The sequence below is a fragment of the Moorena sp. SIO4A1 genome (genome assembly GCF_010672065.1).
Taxonomy (GTDB): domain Bacteria; phylum Cyanobacteriota; class Cyanobacteriia; order Cyanobacteriales; family Coleofasciculaceae; genus Moorena.
In genome coordinates, this window is sequence record NZ_JAAHHX010001017.1 from 1 (window position 1) to 1,084 (window position 1,084).

Below are 1,084 nucleotides of genomic sequence, written 5' to 3' on the forward strand. Positions count from 1 at the left end.
TTATATTTTCTCGGTTCTTTCTGAGTGCGACTACGTCTGAGCTTATCATTGGATTTGCCTTGCTTACGAGAATGAGGATCACGCTTCTTTGACATCTTCAAATATGCAGCCCACTTACAAAGGGAATCGCTCCATATCGACCTTTGAGGTAGCCTTTTTGTAGGGATTCATCTTGGCGAGGTTTAAAATCTAGTAACGAATAGAGCTGAGTGCTATTGTTGCTATCTTTTTCTGTGAACCATACCTGGTCTTGATTAAATATGTCTCGATCTAAGAAAGTTGTATCGTGGGTAGTAAAAATCAATTGAGCATTATTTTGATTAGCTGATTTGTCATTAAATTCTTTAATTAAATAGGTTGATATTACTGGATGTAAGCTGCGATCGAGTTCATCAATAATTAAAATTTCTCCATTATCTAAAGCATCTATCCAATACCCTCCCATTTCAAATAATCGTTGTGTACCATCTGATTCATCCTCTAATTCAAAGCGGATCGTTTGTTCAGAGTCATTCATTTTGTATAACGCTAACACCTGAGTATAAGTTAGATCTGATTCTAATTCTGATGAGTTATCATTAATATTATTTTTGTCGATTTGTTCAATTATTTGATTAATATTATTTTTGAAATTTTCTTGAAATTTTTCAGGAATGTTTTTGAGCAAGTCATCAATGGTTTGCTTTTCAAGCATCATAGTTAACATACCGATATCAGCTCCTTTAATTAAATCAAAAACTTTGTCCATGAACTCTTTATCTTTTGCACATTTTGAAGTAGTAAAATGTGCAAAAGATAAAGAACCTAAACTTGATGGGATTAAATTTAACTTTTTTCTAAACCATTCAAATATATTTCCTAACTGATCATGGTTATTTTGGGCGGCATGAGATAAAAATAAAGAATTTGGGCGAACAAAACCCCTAATACGTTCCTTTTCCCCTTTCAGCCTTGGTCCAAAATACCAATCATAATCCTGTTTTTCTGAATGATAGTTACGCTCAAACCAAGTTTGAGGACGTCCTTTGGGATATGCGATTAGCCACTCTTCGTACACTCGCTCTTGGTCTAAGGAAAATGCGTA

General features: G+C 34.1%; 1 protein-coding gene. It reads right to left on the minus strand.

Annotated features, from left to right (window positions below; translation table 11 throughout):
- Positions 1-97: 97 nt before the first annotated feature.
- On the minus strand, positions 98-1,084 hold a 987-nt coding region (locus F6K53_RS44910), incomplete at its 5' end, for an ATP-binding protein (RefSeq protein ID WP_293087572.1).